General features: G+C 40.7%; 15 protein-coding genes. 7 read left to right on the forward strand and 8 right to left on the reverse strand.

Annotated features, from left to right (window positions below; genetic code table 11):
• Positions 1-57: 57 nt before the first annotated feature.
• The 3 genes from ACGHEH_RS12050 to pabB form a co-directional block, all read right to left on the reverse strand.
• The gene (locus ACGHEH_RS12050) at positions 58-1,434 is read right to left on the reverse strand and encodes an L-serine ammonia-lyase (protein ID WP_390445647.1); all 1,377 of its coding nucleotides are present in this window, start codon (positions 1,432-1,434) and stop codon (positions 58-60) included.
• An 89-nt stretch (positions 1,435-1,523) separates the two neighbouring features.
• On the reverse strand, positions 1,524-2,084 hold the full coding sequence (locus ACGHEH_RS12055) for a CoA pyrophosphatase (RefSeq protein ID WP_390445650.1): 561 nt from the start codon (positions 2,082-2,084) through the stop codon (positions 1,524-1,526).
• A gap of 20 nt (positions 2,085-2,104) precedes the next feature.
• Complete coding sequence (gene pabB, locus ACGHEH_RS12060; protein ID WP_390445653.1) at positions 2,105-3,457, reverse strand: aminodeoxychorismate synthase component I; 1,353 nt, start codon at positions 3,455-3,457, stop codon at positions 2,105-2,107.
• Between the two features lie 333 nt (positions 3,458-3,790).
• On the opposite strand from pabB, the gene ACGHEH_RS12065 reads away from it, so the two are divergent.
• From ACGHEH_RS12065 to ACGHEH_RS12095, 7 genes are all read left to right on the forward strand, one after another.
• A complete protein-coding gene (locus ACGHEH_RS12065) occupies positions 3,791-5,317 on the forward strand; it encodes a fumarate hydratase (protein ID WP_130255919.1) in 1,527 nt (508 codons plus the stop codon).
• Positions 5,318-5,443: 126 nt separating this feature from the next.
• Positions 5,444-5,977: a hypothetical protein gene (locus ACGHEH_RS12070; protein WP_390445656.1), complete on the forward strand. Its 534-nt coding sequence runs from the start codon at positions 5,444-5,446 to the stop codon at positions 5,975-5,977.
• Between the two features lie 193 nt (positions 5,978-6,170).
• Positions 6,171-6,542 carry a hypothetical protein gene (locus ACGHEH_RS12075; RefSeq protein WP_349285932.1) on the forward strand — a complete coding sequence of 124 codons (372 nt, stop codon included), beginning with the start codon at positions 6,171-6,173 and terminating at the stop codon, positions 6,540-6,542.
• A gap of 9 nt (positions 6,543-6,551) precedes the next feature.
• Positions 6,552-7,928 (forward strand): class II fumarate hydratase, encoded by a 1,377-nt coding sequence (locus ACGHEH_RS12080; RefSeq protein WP_390445658.1) that lies wholly within the window; start codon positions 6,552-6,554, stop codon positions 7,926-7,928.
• Positions 7,929-8,106: 178 nt separating this feature from the next.
• On the forward strand, positions 8,107-8,448 hold the full coding sequence (locus tag ACGHEH_RS12085; protein WP_390446037.1) for a hypothetical protein: 342 nt from the start codon (positions 8,107-8,109) through the stop codon (positions 8,446-8,448).
• A gap of 10 nt (positions 8,449-8,458) precedes the next feature.
• Complete coding sequence (locus tag ACGHEH_RS12090) at positions 8,459-10,033, forward strand: thiamine pyrophosphate-binding protein (protein ID WP_390445661.1); 1,575 nt, start codon at positions 8,459-8,461, stop codon at positions 10,031-10,033.
• 45 nt (positions 10,034-10,078) lie between these two features.
• Complete coding sequence (locus ACGHEH_RS12095; protein ID WP_390445664.1) at positions 10,079-10,264, forward strand: hypothetical protein; 186 nt, start codon at positions 10,079-10,081, stop codon at positions 10,262-10,264.
• 65 nt (positions 10,265-10,329) lie between these two features.
• On the opposite strand, the gene ftnA is transcribed toward ACGHEH_RS12095, so the two are convergent.
• From ftnA to ACGHEH_RS12120, 5 genes are all read right to left on the reverse strand, one after another.
• A complete protein-coding gene (gene ftnA, locus ACGHEH_RS12100; protein ID WP_058029484.1) occupies positions 10,330-10,854 on the reverse strand; it encodes a non-heme ferritin in 525 nt (174 codons plus the stop codon).
• A gap of 546 nt (positions 10,855-11,400) precedes the next feature.
• Entirely contained in the window at positions 11,401-13,314 is a 1,914-nt protein-coding gene (locus ACGHEH_RS12105) for a S9 family peptidase (protein WP_390445667.1), read from the reverse strand.
• A gap of 75 nt (positions 13,315-13,389) precedes the next feature.
• A complete protein-coding gene (locus ACGHEH_RS12110; protein WP_390445670.1) occupies positions 13,390-16,347 on the reverse strand; it encodes a TonB-dependent receptor domain-containing protein in 2,958 nt (985 codons plus the stop codon).
• A gap of 263 nt (positions 16,348-16,610) precedes the next feature.
• Positions 16,611-17,810, reverse strand: coding sequence for a hypothetical protein (locus tag ACGHEH_RS12115; protein WP_390445673.1), 1,200 nt, complete (start codon positions 17,808-17,810; stop codon positions 16,611-16,613).
• 76 nt (positions 17,811-17,886) lie between these two features.
• A complete protein-coding gene (locus ACGHEH_RS12120; protein ID WP_390445675.1) occupies positions 17,887-19,512 on the reverse strand; it encodes a trypsin-like serine protease in 1,626 nt (541 codons plus the stop codon).
• Positions 19,513-20,080: the final 568 nt, after the last annotated feature.

The following is a 20,080-nucleotide window of genomic DNA, read 5'->3' on the forward strand; positions in this document are numbered from 1 at the left end:
CGTATTATAAAAAAGGCTGCAATTGCAGCCTTTTTTGTGTCTAAAATTTTCTACTACTTAACACTCGATAATATTAACCGCTAGACCACCACGTGCAGTTTCTTTGTATTTGGTCTTCATATCGTTACCTGTATCCAACATGGTTTTGATTACTTTATCTAACGATACTTTTTGATCGCCCGTACCACGCATAGCAAGACGTGATGCATTGATTGCTTTTACCGCCCCCATAGCATTACGTTCGATACAAGGAACTTGTACTAAACCACCAACAGGGTCACATGTTAAACCTAAGTTATGTTCCATACCAATTTCTGCCGCGTTTTCAACGTGTACAACATTGCCGCCCATGATCTCAGTAAGTGCACCTGCAGCCATTGAACAAGCTACACCGACTTCACCTTGACAACCAACCTCTGCACCTGAAATTGACGCATTCTTTTTATAAAGAATACCAATCGCTGCAGCGGTTAATAAATAACGTGTGGCAATTTCTGCATCTACTTCTTTGATGAATGTATGGTAATACATCAATACTGCCGGCAAGATCCCCGCTGCACCATTTGTAGGCGCGGTGACTACACGGCCGCCAGCTGCGTTTTCTTCGTTTACGGCTAGAGCGAATAAATCAACCCAGTCCATTGCACGAAGTGGGTCGTTGTTATTTTCAACGTTTAGCTTTAAATATAAGCTCGGTGCACGACGTCTTACTTTTAAGCCGCCCGGTAAAATACCTTCTGTACGCATACCACGCTCAATACAAGCTTTCATAACACTCCAGATGTTAAAGAGTTCATCTTTAATATCTTTTTCCGCGCGAAGTGTTTTTTCGTTTGCCATCATCAGAGATGACACACTTAAACCTGTCTCTTTACACATATCCAATAGCTCTTGAGCATTATTGAAAGGGTAAGGTGCTGGGTTTTCTGCGCGAATATCAAGTGCGGCTTGTTTTTCTTGATCGAAGGCTTCTTCGGTCACAATAAAACCGCCGCCGATAGAATAATAGACTTGGCTGTGAACTAACTCTTCACCAGAGTAAGCAAAAATTTCCATGGCGTTTGAGTGCTTAGGCAAGGTTTTACGACGATGGAAAACAATCGCGCCTTGCTTTGGAAAAGCCGCTTTATGGGTCTTATCTAGATATATAACTTGTTCGTTTTCGATGGTGTCTAAAATTTCGGGGACTGCATCGGCATCGATAGTTTCAGGGTCGTAACCTGCTAAGCCTAAAATTACCGCTTTACCTGAGCCGTGACCAACACCAGTTTGACCAAGTGAGCCATACAGCTCTACTTTGACAGAAGTAACCTTGTCGATTAATTGTTTTTCTTGTAAATCTTTTACATAAAGACGTGAAGCGCGCATTGGGCCGACTGTATGTGACGACGACGGGCCAATCCCGATACTGAACATATCAAATGCACTAATCATAAACTTCTACTCAACATTGCCTTTGAACGGACGCACATCATAACGTTAAAGTATTTCAATGTAACTATTTTGCGCTGGCTAAGTGGTGGTTAGTTGACCAGTTGAGCAAAGTTTTTAACTAATTTAGCCGTCGCGCCCCATAGTAAGCCATGCTCAGTAGGAAAAATATCGAATTTTCGGGCTTTTCCGCCTAATTGTACTTCGATTGAGCGCCAGTTTTTTTCGTCAAATAAGCGTTCGAGTGAAATCGTAAATACCTGTTCTACCTCTTCACTGTCAGTGTGCCATGAAGCGTGAGATTGAAGTGTTGCAACAATAGGTGAAATGGTAAAGCCTGTTAATGTGTTATGAGTGGGTAATTGACCGATAGAATTGATATGACTTGGGCAAATACCCAGCTCTTCATTGGTTTCACGTATTGCAGTGGCCTGAAGTGAGGGGTCAAACTGCTCAAATTTGCCACCTGGAAAGCAAATTTGGCTTGGATGGTGTTTTAAGTAGGCTGCGCGTTTGCAAAATAACAAAGCGGCTTTGTTATCGACCTCAAGCAGAGGCAATAGTACGGCACTTGCTCTGGTATTTTCAATGTGAGCTGAGCCAATGAGAGGCGCACTGAGGTTAAATTTACATAAAATGTCAGATAACTTCATTTACTCCTCCCGATTTTTGCTTAGCTATTACTAAGTATAGGTAATATTTTGTTTACCTTGTCTAAAGTTTCTTGGTATTCCAAAGCAGCTTTTGAATCGGCAACAATGCCTCCGCCAGCCCAACAATGAATTTTATCTTCACTGCATACCAAAGTTCGAATGGTGATTGACGTATCCATCTTGCCGCAGGCACTGATATAACCGATAGAGCCACAGTATACACTGCGACGATGAGGCTCGAGTTCCTCAATAATTTCCATGGCACGAATCTTAGGAGCACCTGTGATTGAGCCGCCAGGGAAAGCCGCTTCTAATTGATCAATAGCGGTTTTGCCTTCAGCTAGTTCACTTTGTACGGTACTCACTAAGTGATGAACAGCAGGGAAGCTTTCGATATCGAATAGTTTAGGCACAGTCACAGTGCCCGGCTTGGCCACTTTACCTAAATCATTACGGAGTAAGTCAACGATCATCACATTTTCGGCGCGGTCTTTAGGACTATTCTTCAGTATTTCGGCTTGCTCTTTATCGGCTGTAACTTCTTTTAATCTGGGCAGCGTGCCTTTTATTGGCTTAGTTTCGACTTTGTTATCTTCAACCAGAATAAAACGCTCAGGCGACACCGATAAAATAGACCCATGCGGGTGATTTATAAAAGCGGCAAATGGTGCTTTGTTGTGCGCTCTAAGGGTTTTATAGGCTGACCAAGGGGCGCCATTAAATTCTGCACTGAAGCGCTGAGCTAAGTTAATTTGATAACAGTCGCCACTTTTTAAATAAGCTTGAATTTTATCAAACTGTTTTTCATACGCGCTTTTATCAAGATTCGATCGCCACTCAGAGGTGAGCTTAAAAGGTACTGCTTTTGCAGCTTGTTTGTTAATTGCCGCTAAATACGTGTCAAGGCGATCGAAGTTTGGCTGAGAAACATAAAACCACTCAGATGCCTGATTATCAAAAACCAGCGCATCTAAATATAGACCTGCACTCATATCTGGCATATTGATGTCTTCGATTGCCAACTCGGGCATGGATTCAATATAACGACCCAAGTCATAACCAAAGTAACCTAACCATCCACCGGTAAAAGGTAAATTTTCAGCGGTTTGTGTATCTGATAAATCACTTAACAGTGATTGCATAATGGAGAAACAACTTTGCGTTTGTTGTTTACCGTCCAAAAATACGTGCTTATTTTTCGCTTCGACGAGATGCTTTGGCTCAAAACTGATGATGTCGTAACGGCTATTTTCGTGTTGAGCGTTACTTGAATCTAATAAAACTGCGTGAGGCAAATGGGCGAATTGCTCAAAAACTAACTCAGTAGATAGCTTAATGTCTAATTTTTTACAATTGATTTGCTCATTTATCATTTACTTGAACCTGAAAACTAGCCCGAAACGGGCGAGGAGGGTATCATATTTGCCAGTTTTACAATAGTGATGCTCAATACCAATTGAATTAAAAAATCGATCATTCTAACGCGCTAAATGATTTACTAACGTCGTTGAAAACTATTTGTATAGAGCCTCTATGCACACTAATTTTCGCCTAGTTATTGAACCATTACCGTTAACCGATTCTCGGTAAACGTTATCTGTCGTTATAATTGAGCAAAACTCTAATACAATTGGTAAAATCACTTAAAACCGTCAACATGTTAAAGGCGTAAGCTATATTTGACTTACGATTATTAAGGAACCGTCATGAGTATGATCCGTCAACAAGACTTCATCGACAGCATTGAAGATGCATTGCAGTATATCTCTTATTACCACCCACTCGATTTCGTTCAAGCTTTAGAAAAGGCTTACCATAAAGAAGAAAGCAAAGCGGCTAAAGATGCGATTGCTCAGATCTTAATTAACTCTCGTATGTCTGCTGAAGGCAAGCGTCCACTGTGTCAAGACACAGGTATCGTTACGTGTTTCGTTAAAGTAGGTATGGATGTTAAGTGGGATAAAACAGATTTAACTGTACAACAAATGGTTGATGAAGGTACACGTCGCGCTTATAACAGCCCTGACAACCCACTTCGTGCATCAATTGTTGCAGATCCTGCTGGCGCACGTAAAAACACCAAAGATAACACGCCATCAGTAGTACATATTGACATGGTACCAGGTGCTGAAGTTGAAGTGATGATCGCAGCGAAAGGCGGCGGCTCAGAAAACAAAACGAAAATGGTTATGCTTAATCCATCTGACGATGTTGCTGCTTGGGTTGAGAAAACACTGCCTACTATGGGGGCAGGCTGGTGTCCACCAGGCATGCTAGGTATAGGTATTGGCGGTACAGCTGAAAAAGCAGCGGTACTAGCGAAAGAGTCACTGATGGATCCGGTTGATATTCACGAACTAATCGAGCGCGGAGCAGAAACAGCTGAAGAAAAGCTTCGTTTAGATATCTTTGAACGTGCGAACAAGTTAGGTATTGGTGCACAGGGCCTTGGTGGTTTAACAACGGTTGTTGATATTAAAATCAAAACAGCACCAACACACGCTGCATCTAAGCCAGTTGTAATGATCCCTAACTGTGCAGCAACACGTCACGTACATTTCACGCTAGACGGTTCAGGTCCAGCTGATCTTAAAGCACCTAAAGTTGAAGATTGGCCAGAGCTGACGTTTGAAGTGGGTGAAGACACACGTCGCGTAAACTTAGACACACTAACGAAAGAAGACACACTAGATTGGAAGATGGGTGAAACCGTGCTTCTTTCAGGTAAAATCTTAACAGGTCGTGATGCAGCGCATAAGCGTCTTCAAGACATGATCTTGTCAGGTGAAGGCTTACCTGAAGGTGTAGATTTCGAGAACAAGTTTATCTACTACGTAGGTCCTGTTGATGCAGTAGGCGACGAAGCTGTAGGCCCTGCAGGTCCAACTACAGCAACGCGTATGGATAAGTTCACCGATCTAATGCTAGAAAACACTGGTATCGTGGGCATGATCGGTAAAGCTGAGCGTGGTCCAGCGACAGTTGAATCTATCAAGCAAAACAAATCAATCTACTTAATGGCAGTAGGTGGTGCAGCTTACCTAGTATCTAAAGCAATCAAGAAAGCGCGCGTAGTAGCGTTCGAAGATTTAGGTATGGAAGCAATCTACGAGTTTGAAGTAGAAGATATGCCAGTAACAGTTGCAGTAGACAGCGATGGTAACAACGCGCACACTGCAGGCCCTGCGATTTGGAAAGCGAAAATCGAAGAGCTAGACAGCAAATTAAAATAAGCAATTAGCTTGTTTTAAATGGAAAAAGGAGTGAATTTTCACTCCTTTTTTATGCCTGATAATGACTGAATATTATTGGGATTGGGTATTATCCAGTCCAATTGGATAAATATAAGGATGGTCATAGTGAAGTATTTTGAAGTGCCAAAATGTTTTCATGAAGTATTTGGAGAGCAACAAACTCGATTAGAAGTGTTTTTAACAGTATTTTTCGCTTGTATTGCGACAATAGTTACTTTTTTCTTATCAGGTTTATCGCTTAATCATTGGCAGGTAATCGCCGCCTTTTTAATTGTGTTTGATGTTTATGCAGGCTGTATCGCTAACTTCAGCCAAGGAACAAATCAGTTTTACGCTCAACGTTATAAAAGTAGATTAATATTCATCGCGATACATTTTCATAACGTGATCATTGCGTTACTACTTGATATGTATGTTCAAGAAAGTTTATTGATTTGGGGTTATACAATTGTTTCAGCGTGTATTGTTAATTTTTTAAAGAGTAATAGACTACAAACGTTTATTGCCGCCAATTTATTTTGTTTTGGTATTTTAGTACTACTAAGTTTATCTATGCCAAATTGGCTGATACTCATCAGTTTATTCTTTATGTTTAAAGTCATTGTTAGCTTTGCTGTTGATCATCATAAGCAAAAATAAATACACAAATGTAACTCAACTCTCGTTTTTATAGCCTCACAAAGCTACGCTTTTAGATTTAAGCCTGATTATTATTTGTCAGTATCAGGCTTACTTCATCACTCCCAAGAAAATTCTTCAAATTCAAACTTGAAAACCAATTGATTAACTGTAATGATAATGATTATCAATTGTGATTTTGAAATCGGTTCATATGTGTTTGAAAGAAACTATTGCTTGTTACACACCTTGTTTAAAAACCCACTGTCGAAGACCTCAATTAGAAGCACCTGTTTTGGTATCTCAATATATTGAGGGCAGTTTGGCATTAGCAAAATGGTACGGCAGCAGTCATTGCACATTGTTACAAGAACTGTATTTAAAAAGAGTATTCAATGAGTTACTCAATAAAATTGCTGATCCACTCGTACATGAGTCAATCAGAAAGCAATGTTTTGAGCAGCTATATAAGCCTCTTCTCGCTTTGAAGCGATTCTACAAACAGCAGCAAGCCGATAAACAAAAATATTTGGCGCTGGAGCTTGAAGCAAGAGTGCTGTGCCGTGAATTTAATCCATTTTTATAGGAGTCAAAGATGACTACATTTCGCCAAGAATCAGACAGTATGGGTGTCTTAGATGTGCCTGAAGCCGCACTTTACAAAGCGCAAACCCAGCGTGCAGTCAATAACTTTACAGTTAGCAAGTTAACTATGCCGCAAGAGTTTATTCGAGCACTTGCTTACATTAAACAAGCGGCGGCCGAGGCAAATGCAGAGCTAGGGCATCTTTCACAAGATAAAGCACAGGCGATTGTCAAAGCAGCGCAAAGTATTATTGAAGGTGAGCATTCAGACCAATTCCCGGTTGATGTGTTTCAAACAGGCTCTGGCACAAGTTCAAATATGAATGCCAATGAAGTGATCGCGACGCTTGCAACACAGCAAAGTGGTATTCAGATCCACCCGAATGACGACGTTAACATGGGTCAAAGCTCAAACGACGTGATCCCAACCGCTATACACGTCAGTAGTGCGGTTGCTGTAGTTTATGAGCTATTACCTGCACTAAAACACCTATCACAAGTGATAGAGCAAAAATCTAAACAAGTCGGTCATGTAGTTAAAACAGGTCGTACGCATTTAATGGATGCAATGCCAGTTACATTTGCACAAACTTTAGGTGGTTGGCAGCATCAGATTGACTGCGCGTATCAAGGTATATTAAGTAGCGTAGAAAGGGTCTACGAACTTGCACAAGGTGGTACAGCAGTAGGCACGGGTGTAAATGCTGACGCACAATTTGCCAAAGTGTTCACGCAATATTTAAGTACAAATATTGGTATTCGCTTTAAACCAAGTAGTAATCATTTTTATCACATTGGTTCGCAAGACGCGATTGTAGGCCTTTCAGGACAATTAAAAGCAATGGCTGTGGCGAATATGAAAATTGCCAATGACTTACGTTGGATGAACTCAGGCCCGTTGGCAGGTCTTGCTGAGATTGAACTTGAAGCGCTACAGCCAGGCTCTTCAATCATGCCTGGTAAAGTTAACCCGGTGATCCCAGAAGCGGCAGCCATGGTCAGTGCACAAGTCATTGGTAACGACACGACAATTTCGGTAGCGGGTCAATCGGGTAACTTTGAGCTCAATGTCATGTTGCCTGTGATTGCGCATAACATTATTGAAAGTATCGACATCTTGGCGAATGTCAGCCGACTACTCGCTGATAAAGCGATTGCAACATTTAATGTGAACGAAGAAAACGTTAATAAAGCACTCGCAAAAAATCCTATTTTAGTGACGGCTCTCAACCCAATCATAGGTTATGAAAAAGCGGCATTTATTGCCAAAACAGCCTATAAAGAAGGCCGACCGATTGTTGATGTTGCGAGTGAACATACCGATTTATCTGTCAATGAACTAAAAGAGTTATTGAACCCAGAGAAGCTGACCAAAGGTGGTTTGTAAATTAAAACTTCTAATGTCTAGCAATCCTTAACTTTTAAAAGGTGAAACATATTTTTTTCACCTTTTTTGTTCTGTAAATCAGCTTCTGTAATCTCATGTAATTATCGTTTGTTAACTTTTGATCTACATTTTATTTTCTTAGGAATATAAACATCGCGTAGAAAACTTAATGGATTGAGTGTGTTGCGGTGAAGCATTCTCAGATTATCAAGGATGGGTTGAAGATGCGCTGCGCTCGACAGATTTAGTCCTCAAGCAAGGCTTTAATCTAGACAAGTTTGCTTCGCTACACCCTGATGCGTCAATTTTTATTCGAGAAAAATACAACGCACGTCGTGAATCTCTGATCAATAAATACTTTGATTTAGGGTATCGAGAAACAATCGAAGTTGAAAAAAGTGAATGTCATATTGATAGACTTCAAACGGTACTTGGCGTCGATTTAACCTACTTCGATAAAGCTTATCCACTTCCCCAAGACTTAGGGCCTTTTGGCCCTTTTTTCATTTTGTATTTCTAGGAAAGAAATTATGAATATCACCGAGAATTTTACCGTTGTAGATTACTTAAAAGTAAGAATGGAACAAATAGGTATTGAACAAATGTTTGGGGTGGCAGGTAATTATACGGCTGCGTTATTAGACACGATTTTGGCAGATAATAATTCCCCGATAAAAATATCAGGCAACGCCAATGAAATTTGTGCAGGCTTTGCCGCAGATGCCTATACAAGATTAAAAGGTGTGAGTGCGCTTTATGTGACATACAGTGTGAGGGCATTTAGTTTACTCAACACGATCGCCGGTTCTTATGTCGAGCAAGTACCTGTTATTTTAATAAACTGTGCGCCAACCAATAAAGAAGACCAAATTTCAAAACAAGCAGGCTTACTGTATTCACATACAACGGGGTATGAGTTTGTCGACATTCATATGTTTAAACCTGTGACTGTTGCAGCTGAGCGGATCACCAATACCAAACAAGCACTTTATCAAATTGATGCCGCGATTACAGCTATGTTGACAGAGCGTCGCCCCATATATTTTGAAGTAGCTGAAGATGTATGGCGTGCGGATTGTCAAAAAACAAGTGGTAAACTTAGCTCTGGTGTGGGTGCAACAGTTACAGTGAGTGAAGCAAAACCAGCAGCCAAAGCTGCGGTAAATTTAATGCGCAGTAAACCAAAAAGTATTTTCTGGGCAGGTGTCGAATTACAAAGGTACGGCTTGCAAGACAAGTTCTTATTATTGCTCGATTTTATTAATGATACCCATACTGTGCCGGATCAACATATTCATTTTGTGACACCAGCATTGAGCAAGTCAGTCATAGAAGAATCACATCGTTACTTTGAAGGCTGTGTCACACTAAAAAAACAAGAAGTTGAGAACTTAGTCGGTGAAGACGGCGTGTTAGTTGGCATAGGTGCATGGACCACAGGTAAAGATACTGGCAATGAAGATATATGCAGCAGTAACACTATTCTAGCTGCGCACGGTGGGGGGGTTGTCGGCGCTGAGTTTTATGCATCAGTGACACTAGAAGCCTTTATCGATGCCATGTTGGCTGAATTTATTGATATAGCTGCGAAGAAGGAGTTGCTAGAGCTCGCAGGTTTACGTACTCAAAGCAACACGAGCTTTAAACTTATGTCGAGCCAGAGTAATCTAGTGCAACCTTTAGGGTATGACAGTTTCTTCTCAGCTATGAGCCAGTGGCTAACTGAAGATGACATCATGGTCGTCGATGCCGGCTTCCCTTTGATTGGTGCGCAGAGTGTTAAAGTTCCGAGCCGAAATGGGTTTGTTGCGCAAGCAGCCTGGTTATCGATAGGCTATTCAGTGCCAGCAGGCACAGGTATTAAATGTGCTTTTCCTGATAAGCGTGCCATTGTTGTGGTCGGAGATGGCGCATTTCATGAAACTTGCCAAGCGGTTGCAGATCAGCATGCTTATGGGCAGAACACGGTTGTATTTGTTATTGCAAATGGAATTTACGGCATTGAACAATACTTGGTTAATCCGAATCCATTTAGGCAACCCCCAGTCGATTATCCAGATAAATTGTTAAATGATGTTTATCAATATAATGATTTACCCAATTGAGAAATTGCAAAAATTACCGATGCATTTGGTGGACAAGGTCGTAAAGTGACATCTGTTGAGCAATTGTACGGAGTGCTAGAAGAAATTCGCGCTGATGAGCATAACAATTACGTTGTTGAACTCTGTATTCCTAAAGACAATGTGCCTAATGCAATTGCGGTTGAAGCTGGCAGTGCAGTAGGGGAAGATGAAATCGATAACCCAAACTGGCCACCAGCAGGGAAGTTTTAACTTTGCGAATGAATAAACAAAAAAGGTAGCTAAATAGCTACCTTTTCTCGTTTTAGGGCTTTAGATTAAGCACCAGCTTCCATAATAGAAGTACTACCCGTTTTAGCTAATTCAGCAAGGTCTTTGTCGATCCAGAATAGTGCTTTGCCATCTTCACCGATCAGTTCAAGCTTATCTAGAATACCTTTGAACAGCTTTTCTTCTTCATGTTGTTCGGCAACATACCATTGTAAGAAGTTAAACGTAGAGTAATCATGTGTAGTAAAAGCAACATGAGTTAGCTCATTGATTGCTTTAGTGATAGTGCACTCATGCTCAAGAGTGGTTCTAAATACATCACCTAGAGAATTAAACTCATGAGGAGGCGCTTCAATGGCACCTAAGATTGGTAATGCACCGGTTTCACTTACATAAGTGAATAAACGGTTCATGTGTTCCATTTCTTCAACGGCATGCTTTCTTAAAAACTCAGCAGCACCTTCGAAGCCTTTGTCTTCACACCAAGCACTCATCTGTAAGTATAGGTTTGAAGAATAGAATTCTAAATTAATTTGCTCGTTTAATTTTTCAACCATTGCTGGGGCTAACATAGCGGTTACTCCTCTAAGAATTTATGCACGCATTGTTCTTTAATACGCTCATGAATACAAGTAGATCATAAAGAAAAACAAATAAAAATAACAATTTAGGCGAGAAAAAACGCAAAAATCCAGTTAAGCAAAAAGCGCAATCAATCTCATTAAAGCTCACCGACTAAAAAATGGTATGCAATAAAAATTTAGGTACAACTATAAGTAAGAATGCGAATGATTATTTCAGTTTTGTACCTTTACATAGGTACTTTTTATCGCTTGCTGAACGGGCGCATTTTTTACAAATAAAGTGACTGGGTGAAACAATATCTCCAAGCTGAGATAGTTTGCTTTCGATGTCTTTTCTTTTCCACTCACACAGGGTTTTACTCATTTATACCTACTACAAAATAGTTAAATACAAATAAACATTATTATCATGTTTAAATCAAAGGGTGCTTTTTACATTAAATATGGGCAGATTACTAGCACAATAAATGAAGAGTTTGGAGCTAAAAAAGCCAAGACTATGAATTGCCTTGGCTTTGTTGACGGGTAACTATTTTATAAATGGGATTGTAAAAACTTTAAGTAAGCGTCAGATGCCGTGATGCGGTTTTTCTTTTTAGTAAAACCGTGGCCTTCGTCTGGGAATAGCACGTACTCAACTGGTGTGCCATTCTTCTTAACCGCTTCAACCAGTTCATCACTTTCAACCTGTAAGACGCGAGGATCGTTTGCACCTTGCACAACCATTAATGGCTTCACAATATTATGTGCATGGAATAGCGGGGAGATAGCTCTATGCCTTGCTTCATCTGTTGCAGGATCACCCATTTCGTCATACAAGGCTTTACGGAAGCTTTCCCACCAAGGTGGAATAGACTTAAGCGTTCTCACCCAGTTTGTCACACCGAATATATTAATTCCAACTTCAAATTCTTCAGGTGCAAAGGCCAATGCAGCAGCCGTTAAATAGCCACCGTAACTGCCACCCATAATGCCGATTTTGTCTTTATTAACCCAATCTAAGCTTTGTAGGTATTTTTTACCCCAAATAAGATCGTTCAAATCATCTTTACCATGCTTCTTATCATCTAAATGAAAGAAGGTCTTACCATATCCACTACTTCCACGGTTATTGATGGCATACACGGCATAGCCATGATTCACTAAATGTTGGATTTCAGGTCGGTATCCTCTGACACTTTGTCCACCTGGACCACCATGAACAAAAATAACAACTGGCACAGGAGAAGCTTTAGACGCTTGCTTTGGTTTATACATTACTCCTGGGACTTCTAAACCGTCGAAGCTGTTAAAGCGTTCTATGGTACTGGTCACTAAGTGCTTTTCATCTATGGCTTTATTCAATGAAGAAGTTAACTGAGTTGCTTGTTGAGCACCGAATTGCCAAACATATAAGTTGTGTGGAGAGGTATCTGATGTCAGATAAAAAGAAATTTTCTGCTCGTCTTTAGAGAAGTTAACACTTCTTAAATTACCAGCGGGTAATTCTGGCATCTGGATGGTTTTTTGCGTATTTAAATCGGTGGCGACCAATTTTGTCATTGAATCTTCATTAACAAAATGAACGCGGTAACGGCCCGATTCTGAGAAATACATATGCGTGATATCCCAATCTGCAATTAAATAAGGTTTATGCGCTTGGGTCGTTAAATCGTATTGCCAAATTTGTGTAAATTCACCATGGGCATTCGTTTGATAGTAAAGTGTTTGCCCATCTTTAGAAAATGAATTAGCTGAAAACGTTGCATCATGCTCTACGTTAGAGAGTAAAACTGGTTTTTGACCTTTAGCTTGGTTATCAACCAAGAACAAGTCAGAATCTTTATTGCTATTTGATTTACTCAATACAAAATAGCGCTCATCAGGACTGACTGTTTCAATGTTTAAGCCTGATTCATTCTTATATAACAAAGAACGCTCATAGGTTTTAGCATCGTACTTATATAAGTCCATAAAACGCATATCACGTTCGTTACTCAGCACGTAAAAATGGCTTTTATCACCTGAAAAGCCAAATATGCTTGCACGTGTTTTTTGACCAGGTGTTAAATCTTTAACAGAGCCATCTAACTCACGAACATATAGGTGGAATAACTCATTACCGCCCGCGTCTTTAGTAAATAAAACGCGATCATCATTTGGAAAATAGCCAACAGGGTATGTGGTATCGGTATTATTGGTCAGTTGCGTTTTATTACCTGTTTTAGTATCAACTTGATACAGGTTGAAAATGCCTGTTTCATCACTACTGACTAAAATGCTTTTCCCATCATTAGAAAAGCTACTGCCCATGACGTTAACAGTATCGTAGAAAGTTTCAGCACTATATTGTTTAAATGCTTGGACACTTGCGGCTGACTTAACCTCTAGGTTTTGTGGGGAAGAAGTCGTGTTACACGCGCTCAAAAGCGAGAGTACCGCACAGGTAAGTAAAGATTGTCTGATCATATTTATTCACACTTGCTTTGGTTAAAAATAAGCGAGCAACCCCCCGTTGAATAAGGTTGCTCACTTGGGTTTCGATTAAAATTGGTATTTAAGACCTAAGCGATAGTTTCTTCCTATCACATCATATAAAAGACTGCCTTGGTTAAGTCCTGGTAATCTTGGAGGTCGTTTATCAGTGAGGTTATTGACGCCTAAATACATAGATAAGGAGTCAAGCCATTGATAGTTAATTTGCAGGTTATGGCTGGTGTAGCTACCTACTTCATTTGCAAACGCAGAAGGGTAGTACTCATCAGAGCGCGTTTTATCAAATGTAGAACTGCCAACATAGTTGCTATTTAAACTTGCTGTTAGATCTTTGTGGGTGTAAGAGGTACTAAAGTTTGCCCTTACACGAGGGTAAGTCACTGAGCCTGCTACGTTCTCGATAGGTAAACCTGCTTTCGGGTTTTGCTCGTTAATGCGCTCAGTTAAATAAGAGGCATTGACTCTGAAGCTGAGTTGCCCTAAACCAGTTTCGAAACGTAGTGCGGTTTCTAAATCAACGCCTTTTGCTGAGAAACGAGCTGCGTTTACGGCATTAACGCCAACAAATAAAATGTTGCCGTTTTCAGCGCGTTTCACCTTGCTACAAAATGCGTCATCAAGCTGGCTGCCATCAACACAGTTTGACAATATATCGCTGCCATCGATTTGCGTGATGGCATCTGTGATTTCAATATCCCAGTAATCAACAGCAATATTTAGGTTAGCATTTGGCGAATAAGTTAAACCTAGCGTGAAAGTATCAGCCGTTTCTGGTTTGAGTTCTGTATTACCGGTAGTGTGTGTTAGCACAGTACCGAATGACGCGTTTGAGGTAAATTCAGCATCTAAGCCTAACAACTCACAGTTTGCTTTACGATTTGCAGCAACAGCGGGCTCTGCATCTAAATTATCTTTGTGACATGGGTCGACTAAACGGGCTGCACCTGAAGAAGCCGGCGCAAACAGTTCTTGAATGTTCGGAGCACGTACTGCGCGAGAATAACTAGCACGAGAGCCTATATCATAACCAAACTGCCAGTTTAGAGACGCTTTATAGGTGCTATCACCACCAGTGATACTGTGATCGGCATAGCGTGCAGCCACTTCTAGATCAAGCGATTCAATTAAGGGTAAGTCTGCCAATAAAGGCACGCTGACTTCACCAAAAATTTCTTTTACGTTATAGCTACCTTCTACAGTACTAAAAAAGCTATTAGTAGCAGGGGTTTGACCTGTTGTTGTACCTACTAGACCAAGACCTACGCCATTTTCATCACGTCCTTGAGTGAGTGGATCAGGATCAGAAAGCGAGCGCTCGTTTCGGTATTCAAGACCTGCTGCAAATGCAATAGGCCCCAAATCGGTATCGACTAAGTCACCGTGAAACACAAAACTGGCAATGGTTTGCTCCATCTCTTGTTTGTTATGCAGTTTCACACCAGCGTAGTCTAATGCCGCCTGACTGGCTTGTTTGAAGATAGGGTTATACGGTACACAGGTAGGATCGCTGGTATCACGACATATGGCATTTCCACTAGCATCTGTGGTTGCATCTAGTGAGCGGTAGTAGCGCTCATTGAATGTTGTGAGCTCATAAATATCAGCGGTGACTCTGCCGTGTTGCACATAAGTATCAAAATCGTAATCAGCAAATGTTCCTTCAGCACCTAAAGTGATCTGCATGGTTTCACGAATGTTTTCAGAGCTTGATGGTAAACCGACCACTGCTAATGCGGCATCTTGCACATTACGCTCTTGCATTAATCTTTTTAATTCACTTGGTATAAATGGGTTATCTTGCTTTAAGCTGATCAATGGGCCGAAGTTATCATCGTGGAAGATACTTGCCTGGCCAATCGCATAAGACTCAACCTTACCGTATTTGCTATCAAGATATAGGCTGACATCGTCACTCAGATCGTATCTAGAGCCTAAATTCATTAATAGTCTTTCACTAGGCGCAACGGCGTAGTTAGTTTCAGAGATCCTAAATCCATCACCGTTAGAACAAGTAACCGGACCATCACAAAAATCACCATTTTGGAAAGGTCTAAAGTGGCCATCTTCTCGGTCGATGGTAAACGTGTCGTAACCTACATGGCCAAACGGAAATGCAATAGGGTCATTTGCGAATGTGGGTACAGGGATCTGGCTTATAGGGGCATCGCCAAAGAAGTAGTTACTATTAGGTAAGTATATTAAGCCCTCGGCGCTGAGCGCTTGGAAACGTAAATCTTCTACAAATACAGTATCTGAAATACCGTCATCAGGCCCAGTATTTTCAGGGTTTGGTAAAAAAGAGTGGTTTTTATTGGCATAGTCACGCGCCGTAACTGAAAGCGCATCACGGTCTGAATAACTGACGTGAAAAGTAACATTACCCGCGCTATCTGCAAAGTCAGTACCCCAAGTCAGAGAAATATCATTGCTCTTTGCATCATTTTCAGCACTTTGTGCATAAGATGCATCAAGTTCGAATCCAGTGAAGTCCTTCTTCATAATAAAGTTAACAACACCAGTTACCGCGTCAGCACCATAAATAGCAGATGCACCGCCGGTAATAATTTCGACACGCTCAATAAGTGAAGTCGGGATCATAGAAATGTCGACAGCAGAATTACCGGCATCACCCGATACATGACGACGACCATTTACAAGCACCAAGCTTCGTTCAGTACCTAAACCACGTAAGTTTATGAGTTCTTGACCTGCAGACTGAAGGCCTGTGCCATTGCCTGTCGCCGTAGTTGAACCTACACCACTGATCATAGCGGGCAGTTTATGCATTAAGTCGCCAATATTCTTTACACCCGATTGCGCGATTTCTTTTGCATCAATCATGGTTGTTGGTGTTGTCATTTGCGCACTAGTACGCGCAATACGAGAACCTGTAACCTGAATCTTTTCAACTTCGTCTTCATTCACCTGATTGGCAAAAGTGTTACCTGAGAGTAAAAGAGAACTCGCAACGAGTCCTTGCATAATTGCTGATAATCTTAAGTTCATAAGAGAACACCCTGTTGTTGTATTTTATTATTTTATATCTCAAAGTGTATCTGAGATACGATCTAGGCTATCAGCACTTAAAGCATATGTACAATTTTTATTCTCATGTGAGACTAAAGATATGTGAAAGTTTGTGAAATAAGTAAATTGAAATTGTAAATTATATTGTTTTACAATGGGTTACAGGTGTTTTTGGTGCGGGAGAGTAAGCACATTGTGTGCTTACTTAGTGATTTAAAGTGAAAAGTCGCGTTAGAAAAGGTTTACTGGTGTTCGAAATATATACGGTAGGTGCTCGACCAAATAGGAAAATTCACATGGGTTGAGTAACAAATATAGTCTTCAATATCGACTTGCGCGATATCTAATAAATAGCGCAGTTTGTCTTTGTGATCTTGCTGTAATTGAAAGTGCGCTAAATTATCTGTGGTTTGAGAAATTTTGAGTTCAGGAAATTCTGGAAATCGTTCAGTCCACATATCACTTGCTTTTAACTTGCCATCTTCTACCTTTTGATTGTTGTGATAGCAGCCAATATTCACCGTACTACATTTATCAATTTGTTTTTCAATCATCACTATCATGGTCATGGCTTTGGTTGGATTTTTAATTGATAAGCTGGTGGAGCTGCACGGACTATTTTGATTGAGCGGGTTCATCACTTCATCAGGGTTATTAACCACAAAGGTTGCATCGCAGGTGTCGCTTGGGAGTGGGTCAAACACTAAACCGGAATTACTCGGCGAAAATGTACTAAACGCATTTAAAAACCCAGATGTCGAGTACTCTTCAGATACACCAATGGTAAAAAGATTGGTTTCTAATCTACTTTGCTTAGAAATATTTAGTGGTTGAGTAAAATTATCAGGATTAGGGTGAGTATAAAACTGCACAAAAGGCACAGCACCAGCTTCACGTTTAATGCCAGATTTACTAATCAACGCAACCTCTTGTAAAAAAGCAGGGTTTGCTTTGTTCTCTCTGAGAATATAAATACAGAAAACTTCTTCGACGCTGAATCGCAGTAGAGACTTAGCGGCATAATAAAGCTGCGCTTTGTGGTCATCACCGTGGGTGGTATTTTGTGTTTTCTGTTTCGCTGTCGATAGCATGCGTTTGAGTTGGGCATGACTTGAAGCATGTTGGTTGAGGCACTGTTCAAATAAGTCGGTAACTTGTTTTAGCTGCTTCAACAAAGGGGCAGGGATAAGCGGTGTCAACTTTTGCTGCATGAGTACCAAAGCTTGAACACCGGGCAGCTCTACTAATACTTGTAAACCATCACTTGCTTTACAGGCAGTAAAAAAGCGTTGGCTATTAGAGCGGTTATAATCTAAATACCGAGCAAATCCACCAATGGTTTTGGCTTTTTCTGGTAGTTCAGCTTTGATTGCTAAAAAAGTTTTTTGTATACGCTCGCCAAGGCGTGTTAAATCGGCTTTTACTTGTTGACTAAGTCCCATGTCGCAGAAAATATGGTTATATATTTCCTTTAGGTTACACGGGACTTAAAATGATTAAAAGATTTCTTTAATCAGCTTAGCTACATAGACCAATCGTTTTCCAAGGTCCCCAAGGTCCAGAAGAAGCAGGGTTTTCACCTTGTACCCACCATTTAGCCTCGTAAATTACCCCGTTTAAGCTCACTCTTTGACCCTGTAAATACACGGTACTTTCTGACCAAGCCGGTGTGCCTTTACAGGTATCGACATTTTCAGAAACTGAGATAGTTTTGGTTTTTTGAGCGGTTTGGCCTTTGTCATCAGTAACACTTAAAGTTACTGAATAGCTGCCTGCTTGTGCAAAAGTGTGCGACACAACACTACCTTGGTAGCTTTCACCGTTGACAATCCAGCGAGTGCTAACGATTTGACCGTTATCTGTGCTCGTACTGGTGAGTGTTGCTGTTAATTGATCTGTCGCCACTGAGAAGTCAGCAACAGGTGCTGGGTCTTCAACGTTACCATCACATTTTGCACCCCGACGCCACACATTGCTGTATAAGTCTGGCTGAGCACCCTGAGACCACCAAGTAGATTCATATTCATATCCTTTGTAGCTGACCTTGTCGCCTAGTGCATAGCTTTGTGTTGCATTCCAAGGTGCTGCATTACATTCACCATCAACGATAAAGTTAACGACTTTAGATACGCTGCTTGTTTGGCCAATGGTATCTGTTACTGTAAGCGTGACGTTGTAGCTACCTGCAGAAGCGTAGGTAAAGCTTGGGTTTGTTTGAGTTGAACCCGCATTGCCTTGTCCAAACGACCACTGATAACCTGTAATACCTTTATCGTCAGTAGATTTGTTGGTGAAACTTGCAGTTAAAGACGCCGCATCCGTTTGGACCTCAAAATTGGCGACGGGTTTTTTATCTTCACCGTCGATAATTCCTGTTTTTTGTTTGATCCAATTTAAGAAGCTTGTTGTTCTTGTGAAAGCAGTTGCACCTTGACAACCTTGCCCCCAACTTACAGTACCTATGCTGTAAAAGTCATTGCCAACTCTAACAGCATAAGGACCGCCACTGTCTCCATTACATGCAGAACGACCACCTTCACCACCGCCACAAATTACTGAGCTCGGCAAATTGAAACTAAGTTGTGAACTACAGCTTGAATTAGTGATAACGGGTAAATCAGCTTCGCGAAGTACATCACTTGGGCGACCACGATTAGAGGTTAAACCCCAACCCGATACCGTAACGTAATCGCCTGGGCTTGCATATTGTGACTCGATAGCCGCAGTAGGAAGTTTAGCTGGTGTATATTGACTTGGCGCAGGTGAAGCCAGTTTTAAAACTGCGATGTCATAACCAGAGCGGATCCCATTTGCGCCATTCCAGCGTTCATGGTTGATAATCTGAGATACACGTAATGTGACACCATCATTTCGGCTGATTGAGTGCGCACCAACACGCACAGTTAAACTTGATGTTGAAGCATTGTCTAAACAGTGAGCCGCCGTTAAAACCCAATTTGGATCGATTAATGTACCACCACAACCTTGGCGACCATTCATAAGCAGCGCAACTTGATAAGGGCGAGAGTAGGCTGGTGTTTCAACACCACCAACAACAGATGGGTTTATATCTAACTCAGCTGCAGCGTATGCATTCATGCCATACAAACACATGGCAGAGAGTAAAATATTTCTTTTATTCATGATTACATTTCCTTTAATTGCTCAAAATTAAGCCTATCTAGAAATAATCTGAGATATACCTTTGTGCAAATCTAGAATAAAAATAAAACAAGGTTAGACCAGTTGGTTTTGTGTATTCGAAATGGGTATGGGCATGATTTGGTTAAATAATTTGCGTAACAATTTATTTACATTTATTTTGGGGTTATTGATGACCTGTAGAAAACTTTGATGAAAAAATAGGGGTTATTTATGAAATAAAAAAGAGTTGGTTCAGTAAAATGTGGGCATAAAAAAAGACATCCTGAGATGTCTTGATTTATACGTTTGGTGGAGCTGGGGGGATTTGAACCGCCGTACGAGTTTTCATAACTCACTGTTCTAAAACTAAATCAATTTATATGATCATTATGGGGGACTTTTCTGGTGCCATTACGGTATGCTAACTAGCAAATAAATGAGGAAAATATCAAAGAAGAGGTAAGTTGAGTGTAAGAGTTATATTAAATGCGATAAACGAAGAAAAATGGTTAATAACCAAGTTCGTATTCTATGATGAAATACATAAGAATATTAAAGTATAAACTTA

This window comes from Pseudoalteromonas sp. MTN2-4 (genome assembly GCF_042848605.1).
Classification (GTDB): domain Bacteria; phylum Pseudomonadota; class Gammaproteobacteria; order Enterobacterales; family Alteromonadaceae; genus Pseudoalteromonas.

Excerpts from the sequence above, each read along its gene's own strand:
- ACGHEH_RS12050 (WP_390445647.1), bottom strand. The coding sequence starts at position 1,434 with ATGATTAGTGCATTTGATATGTTCAGTATCGGGATTGGCCCGTCGTCG.
- ACGHEH_RS12055 (WP_390445650.1), bottom strand. The coding sequence starts at position 2,084 with ATGAAGTTATCTGACATTTTATGTAAATTTAACCTCAGTGCGCCTCTC.
- pabB (WP_390445653.1), bottom strand. The coding sequence starts at position 3,457 with ATGATAAATGAGCAAATCAATTGTAAAAAATTAGACATTAAGCTATCT.
- ACGHEH_RS12065 (WP_130255919.1), top strand. The coding sequence starts at position 3,791 with ATGAGTATGATCCGTCAACAAGACTTCATCGACAGCATTGAAGATGCA.
- ACGHEH_RS12075 (WP_349285932.1), top strand. The coding sequence starts at position 6,171 with ATGTGTTTGAAAGAAACTATTGCTTGTTACACACCTTGTTTAAAAACC.
- ACGHEH_RS12080 (WP_390445658.1), top strand. The coding sequence starts at position 6,552 with ATGACTACATTTCGCCAAGAATCAGACAGTATGGGTGTCTTAGATGTG.
- ACGHEH_RS12090 (WP_390445661.1), top strand. The coding sequence starts at position 8,459 with ATGAATATCACCGAGAATTTTACCGTTGTAGATTACTTAAAAGTAAGA.
- ftnA (WP_058029484.1), bottom strand. The coding sequence starts at position 10,854 with ATGTTAGCCCCAGCAATGGTTGAAAAATTAAACGAGCAAATTAATTTA.
- ACGHEH_RS12105 (WP_390445667.1), bottom strand. The coding sequence starts at position 13,314 with ATGATCAGACAATCTTTACTTACCTGTGCGGTACTCTCGCTTTTGAGC.
- ACGHEH_RS12110 (WP_390445670.1), bottom strand. The coding sequence starts at position 16,347 with ATGAACTTAAGATTATCAGCAATTATGCAAGGACTCGTTGCGAGTTCT.
- ACGHEH_RS12115 (WP_390445673.1), bottom strand. The coding sequence starts at position 17,810 with ATGGGACTTAGTCAACAAGTAAAAGCCGATTTAACACGCCTTGGCGAG.
- ACGHEH_RS12120 (WP_390445675.1), bottom strand. The coding sequence starts at position 19,512 with ATGAATAAAAGAAATATTTTACTCTCTGCCATGTGTTTGTATGGCATG.